At 64.1% G+C, this 5575-nt stretch carries 5 protein-coding genes and 2 pseudogenes; 4 read left to right on the top strand and 3 right to left on the bottom strand.

Annotated elements, in window-relative coordinates; translation table 11 throughout:
* Positions 1-9: 9 nt before the first annotated feature.
* A pseudogene (locus tag AACR77_RS14065) lies at positions 10-921 on the top strand (oxidoreductase); the annotation flags it as partial.
* A gap of 79 nt (positions 922-1000) precedes the next feature.
* Here the strand turns inward: AACR77_RS14065 and yrfG are convergent.
* Entirely contained in the window at positions 1001-1669 is a 669-nt protein-coding gene (gene yrfG, locus AACR77_RS14060; RefSeq protein ID WP_041211711.1) for a GMP/IMP nucleotidase, read from the bottom strand.
* Positions 1670-1816: 147 nt separating this feature from the next.
* Between yrfG and nudE the strand changes: the two genes are divergently transcribed.
* From nudE to AACR77_RS14045, 3 genes are all read left to right on the top strand, one after another.
* Positions 1817-2425 (top strand): ADP compounds hydrolase NudE, encoded by a 609-nt coding sequence (gene nudE / locus AACR77_RS14055; RefSeq protein WP_039040577.1) that lies wholly within the window; start codon positions 1817-1819, stop codon positions 2423-2425.
* A 44-nt stretch (positions 2426-2469) separates the two neighbouring features.
* Positions 2470-3282: a 3'(2'),5'-bisphosphate nucleotidase CysQ gene (gene cysQ / locus AACR77_RS14050; RefSeq protein ID WP_010675709.1), complete on the top strand. Its 813-nt coding sequence runs from the start codon at positions 2470-2472 to the stop codon at positions 3280-3282.
* Positions 3283-3693: 411 nt separating this feature from the next.
* Positions 3694-4962, top strand: a complete 1269-nt coding sequence (locus tag AACR77_RS14045; RefSeq protein ID WP_042882373.1) for an aromatic amino acid transport family protein — start codon at positions 3694-3696, stop codon at positions 4960-4962.
* An 83-nt stretch (positions 4963-5045) separates the two neighbouring features.
* On the opposite strand, the gene AACR77_RS14040 is transcribed toward AACR77_RS14045, so the two are convergent.
* A complete protein-coding gene (locus AACR77_RS14040) occupies positions 5046-5384 on the bottom strand; it encodes a tRNA-binding protein (RefSeq protein WP_010675707.1) in 339 nt (112 codons plus the stop codon).
* An 84-nt stretch (positions 5385-5468) separates the two neighbouring features.
* Positions 5469-5575 (bottom strand): annotated as a pseudogene (locus AACR77_RS14035) (AraC family transcriptional regulator); the annotation flags it as partial.

Below are 5575 nucleotides of genomic sequence, written 5' to 3'. Positions count from 1 at the left end.
TCACAGTAGCCCGGCGGACGCTGCTGGGCGGGGCAGCCTGCCCTGATGACGGACGCCCAGCAGCAGGCCTTCACGGCCCTGGCCGACAGTGCGCGGCAGGCCGGGGCGCTGGCGGTGGTGCAACTGCATCACGGCGGGATGCGGGCTCTGCCCGAGCTGAACGACGGGGTGCCGGTCGGCCTGTGCGCGCTGGCGCCGGGCGGGCGTTACCCCCTCGGGGTCAAGGGGCTGAGCGAGGAGGAGATTCTGACGCTCATTGACGCCTTTGTGAGCGCTGCCGAACGGGCCCATGGCGCCGGCCTGCACGGGGTCGAGCTGCACGCAGCCCACCACTTCCTGCTCTGCAACTTCCTCAACCCCCTGCACAACCGGCGCACCGACCGCTGGGGGGGCAGCCTCGCGAACCGGGCGCGGATCCTGGTGGAGATAGTGCGCGGCATTCGCGCCCGTCTACCCCGGGGCTTCCTGGTCGGGGTGCGTCTCTCCCCCGAGAGCTATGCCCATATCCAGGGCATCGAACTGGCCCATCAGCTGGCGGTGGCGCGCCTGCTGGCGGACGAGGGGATCGACTACCTGCACTTCTCCATGGGGGACAGCTTCAAGGCGGTGGCGGGGGATCCCGACGGCGGCGCCCTGCTGGAGGCGGTAAGGGTCGGGTTGGCCGGGCGGGTGCCGCTCATGGTGGCGGGCAAGATTAGCGACGCAGATTCGGCGGAGCGGGCTCTGGCCGGCGGCGCCGATCTGGTGGCGGTGGGCACGGCGGCCCTTGGCAATCCGGACTGGATGGAACGGGTGAGCCGCGGCCTGCCTCTGCATGCAGCCCCTTTCACGGCGGCGCACCTCACGGAGGTCGGCTTCACCCCAAGCGCCCTCGACTACCTGGCCAGCATGGGGGTGCTGGCCCCGCGCGATGCGGCCTGAGGGCTTTCATGAACGGTATGCGCTCGGCAGGCTGTTGAGCTGATGTGACAAGGCCCTCGTGAAGAGGGCCTTGTGCGTGTCAGGCGCCGAGAGGGAGCAGGTCGGCGTAGTCGTCGAGCGCCGGGAAGTGCTGGAAGGTGAGCGGCGGCATCTGGCTGTCGGGGTGACGGATGCCGAGCTGGTGGGCGATGCCGAACTCGGCCGAGGCGGCCAGGATCCGCTCGCTGTCATCCACGAAGAGGGTGCGGGCCGGGTCGAACGCCAGCCGCTCGGCCAGTGCCTGCCAGCAGTGCTGGCTCTCCTTCGACCACCCGAGCTCATGGGTGCTCACCATCAGATCGAGGTGCTGGGCGAGGCCGAGGCGTGCATCCTTCACCGACAGACTGGCGGGATGGGCATTGGTGAAGAGTACCACCTGCTTGCCGGCGGCCTTGAGTGCGGCCAGGAAGGGAATGACGTTGGGGCGCCACTGGATCTTCTCCAGGATCTCCTGTTTGAGGGCGCGGATGTCGAGCCCGAGCGTCCGGGTCCAGTAATCCACGCAGTACCAGTCGAGGGTGCCGTTGACCGCATGATAGTGGGTGTCTATCTGCGCCTTCGCCTCGGCCAGCGGCAGGCCGAGTCGCTCGGCGTAGCGCGCCGGCACCAGGGTTTGCCACAGGTGGCTGTCAAAATGGAGATCGATCAGGGTGCCATCCATGTCGAGCAACACGGTATCAATCTGGTGCCAGGGCAGGGGAGTCGACATGGGGCCTCGCGATGTCTGTGGTGATGGGAAAAACGGGGCGCATTATAACGGATTTTTCAGGCATCTTTCCCCTCTTTGCCCCGTGGTGTTCGGCAGGGGAGTCGTTTACTCTTGAAACACGATTTTTTAACGAGCAGTCAGCCCCCGATGAGCGATCCCCACAAGCGCAATCCCGTCCACCTCAGTGTCGAGACCATGGCCCATGACAAGAGCAAGCCGGAGATCCTCAAGGCCGAGATCGTGGCCGAGAGCCGGCTGTTCAAGGTGGAGTCCCTTCACCTGAAATTCTCCAACGGCGAGGAGCGGGTCTACGAGCGGATGCGCGGCGGCAACCGGGGTGCCGTCATGGTGGTGCCCCTGTTCGATGCCCACACCCTGCTGCTGGTGCGCGAGTACGCGGCGGGCACCCACTCCTACGAGCTGGGTTTCCCCAAGGGATTGATAGACCCCGGTGAAAATGCCTTCGAGGCGGGCAACCGGGAGCTGATGGAGGAGGCGGGCTTCGGGGCGAGCAGCCTGACCCTGCTCAAGCAGGTGTCGCTGGCGCCGGGGTATTTCTCCAGCCGGATGGACATCTTGCTGGCGCGGGATCTCTACCCCGAGCAGCGGGTCGGTGACGAGCCCGAGCCTCTCGAGGTGATCCCCTGGCCCCTCAACCGGATCGACGAGTTGCTGGCACGACCGGACTTCACCGAGTCGCGCAGCATCAGTGCCCTGCTGCTGGCCAGCAAATGGCTGGCGGAGCAGGGAAATTAGCCCGCAGAGGGTCTGTTTGGCAATCAGAGGCAGAGGTAAGCACCATGCAGGAGTTGTTGGCCTGGATACCCGAGGTCAAGGAGATCGCCCGTGAGGCGGGCAGGATCCTTCACGAGATCTATCGCGGCGGTCAGTTCGAACGCCAGTTGAAGGAGGATGCGACCCCGGTCACCAGTGCCGATCTTGCTGCCGATGCCTACCTCAAACAGGCGCTGGCAGCGCTCACTCCCCATGTCCCCGTGCTGACCGAAGAGGCGGCCGACATCCCCTTCAGCCAGCGTGCGAACTGGCGCCAGTACTGGCTGGTGGACCCGCTGGACGGCACTGGCGAGTTCATCGCAGGCAGCGGCGATTTCGCCACCCTGATCGCCCTGGTGCGGGACAATGTGCCGGTGCTCGGGGTCATCTATGCCCCCGAATCCGATCTGCTCTACTGGGCGGTGCGTGGTCACGGCGCCTTCAAGGAGGCGAACGGCGAGAGCCGTCCCATCAGCGCCATCCATCATGAACACGATCAGCCAGACTCCCTGGTGGTGGCCATCAGCCGCCGCCAGAAACTGGAGAACCTGACCCGTCGCCTCAACCCGGCCATCCACTACGAGCTGATCCCGCTTGGCTCCAGCTCCCTCAAGTCCTGCCTGGTGGCGGAAGGCGTGGCGGATTGCTACGTGCGCCTGGGCCCCACCGGGGAGTGGGATACCGCTGCCGCCCAGTGCATCGTGGAGGCGGCAGGGGGGCGCATCCTCAGCCTGGCGCTGCAACCGCTGAGCTACAACGAGACCGAGTCGCTGGAGAACCCGGACTTCATCGTGATGGGGGACCCGGATCTCGCCTGGGGTCGCATTCTGGCCCACTGACGGGTCGACCAGCTCGCAGGGAATGCAATCAGGCGACCACAGGGTCGCCTGATTGCATTGGTGTGATCCACTGGCTGGTTACGGGGATTTTAGGGAGATTCGCTAGTTATGGCGATAACGGCAGTGGATCATCACATCCAATCTGGCTGCACTGGCATAAATTTCATTTAATTCTGAAAACATGCATTTCATCGAAACAAAAAATCGACGTCGGTTTTAATTTTGGTTTTATATTCCTAGATTTCGGTTAATGTCAGGATTAATTGAATAATCCGGGGTGAAATTCCCTCCCAATCTCACTGGTGGAACAGGGCTTTGCCAGTGAGATCTGCCAGTCTCCCTTTTTGAGAATTAAATGCTAAAGGAGCACAATGTTTTTAGATTTTAATACTATGTAGAAGTGATTTATCGATGAGTTTATCTGCAGACGTCTCGCGGGAGCTGTCCGGTTCCCCCTCCACCATGGCCAGCACCGGCTGGCGTCGCCACGACACCCATTGGGTCATCAGCCTGTTCGGCACCGCCGTCGGCGCCGGCATTCTGTTCCTGCCCATCAACCTGGGTCTGGGGGGGATCTGGCCCCTCATCATCGTCGCCGTGCTGGCCGGTCCCATGACCTTCCTCGCCCACCGCGGGCTGGCGCGTTTCGTGCTCTCGTCGTCGCGCCCCCAGGCCGACTTCACCGAGGTGGCCGAGGAGCACTTCGGCAAGATGGCCGGGCGCCTCATCTCGGCGCTCTATTTCCTCTCCATCTTCCCGATCCTGCTCATCTACGGCGTCGGGCTGACCAACACGGTGGAGAGCTTCATGGTCAACCAGCTCGGCCTGGCCTCCCCGGATCGGGTGATGCTCTCCGGCGTGCTGGTGTTCGCCATGATCGCCGTGATGTTGGCCGGCGAGAAGGCGATGCTGCGGGCCTTCGCCGTCATGGTCTACCCGCTGGCTGCGATCCTGCTGGCCCTCTCCTGCTACCTCATTCCCCAGTGGCAGTGGCCGGAAGTGACCGCCTTTGAAGGCTCGAGCTTCCTCAACACCGTCTGGCTGGCGTTGCCGGTCACCGTGTTCGCCTTCAGCCACGCCGCCGCCATCTCGGGCTTTGCCAACGTGCAGCGCCGGGAATACGGGGAGCAGGCCGAAACCAAGAGCGGCCTGATCCTGCGCAACACCACCGTCATGCTGGTGGGCTTCGTGCTCTTCTTCGTCTTCTCCTGCGTGCTGAGCCTCTCCACGGCCCAGCTGGCCGAGGCCAAGGCCCAGAACGTCTCCGTGCTCTCCTATCTCGCCAACATCACCGACAACCCGGTGATCGTGACCCTGGGGCCGCTCATCGCCTTCATCGCCATCAGCTCCTCCTTCCTCGGCCACTTCCTCGGTGCCCGCGAGAGCCTGAAAAGCCTGATCGCCAAGCCCACCGGCCTGCCGCTGGCGAAGGCGGACAAGCTCGGCATCGCCCTGATGTTCTTCGCCATCTGGGGCGCCGCCATCATCAACCCGGGCATTCTGGGGTTGATGGAGACCCTCTCCGGCCCCGTCATCGCCATGATCCTCTTCATCATGCCGGTGGTGGCCATCTACAAGGTGGAGGCGCTGGCCCGCTTCCGTCACCGTTGGGTCAACGGCTTCATCCTGCTGACCGGTGCCCTGGCGGTCTCGGCCCTGCTGTTCAGCCTGCTGAAATAAGCCAGGCCGTCAGCATCAAACAAGAGAGGCGACCCCGGGGGTCGCCTCTCTTGCTTCTGCTCTCTGGTTGCCTTGCCGTCGTCTCACCCCAGCTTGGCGCCGTTCTCCACCGCCTGCTCGGGGATGGCGATCACCACGGCGCCATCCGGGCGATAGAAGCCGGTCAGCAGAAACTCCGACTGGATGGGGCCTATCTGCTTGGGGGGAAAGTTCACCACGGCGACGATCTGGCGGCCCACCAGATCCTCCGGTCGATAGAGGTCGGTGATCTGGGCGCTGCTCTTGCGCACCCCGAGCTCGGGGCCGAAATCCGCCCACACCTTGTAGGCGGGGCGGCGCGCCTCGGGGAAGGGCTCGACCCGCACCAGGGTGCCCACCCTGAGCTCCACCATCTCGAAATCCTGCCAGCTTATGGTCTGCATCTTGGCTCCTCGTTGCTCATACCTTGCATGAGCCTCAGCATGCCTCGAATGCCCGGGGATTGTCTTCGGCAAAGAGCCGACCGATTACGGCAGGCAGCCGTTTTGCCGGCGCCAGAGGGAAGGGGTCAGTCCGGTCTCGGCCAGGAAGCGCTCGGCAAAGGCCCCCTGGTTCTGGTAGCCGCAGCGGCTGG

Source organism: Aeromonas sp. ZOR0002 (genome assembly GCF_963866995.1).
Taxonomy (GTDB): Bacteria; Pseudomonadota; Gammaproteobacteria; order Enterobacterales; family Aeromonadaceae; genus Aeromonas; species Aeromonas caviae.
Note: the sequence above shows the minus strand (reverse complement) of the source record. Positions and strands in the feature narration are given on the sequence as shown.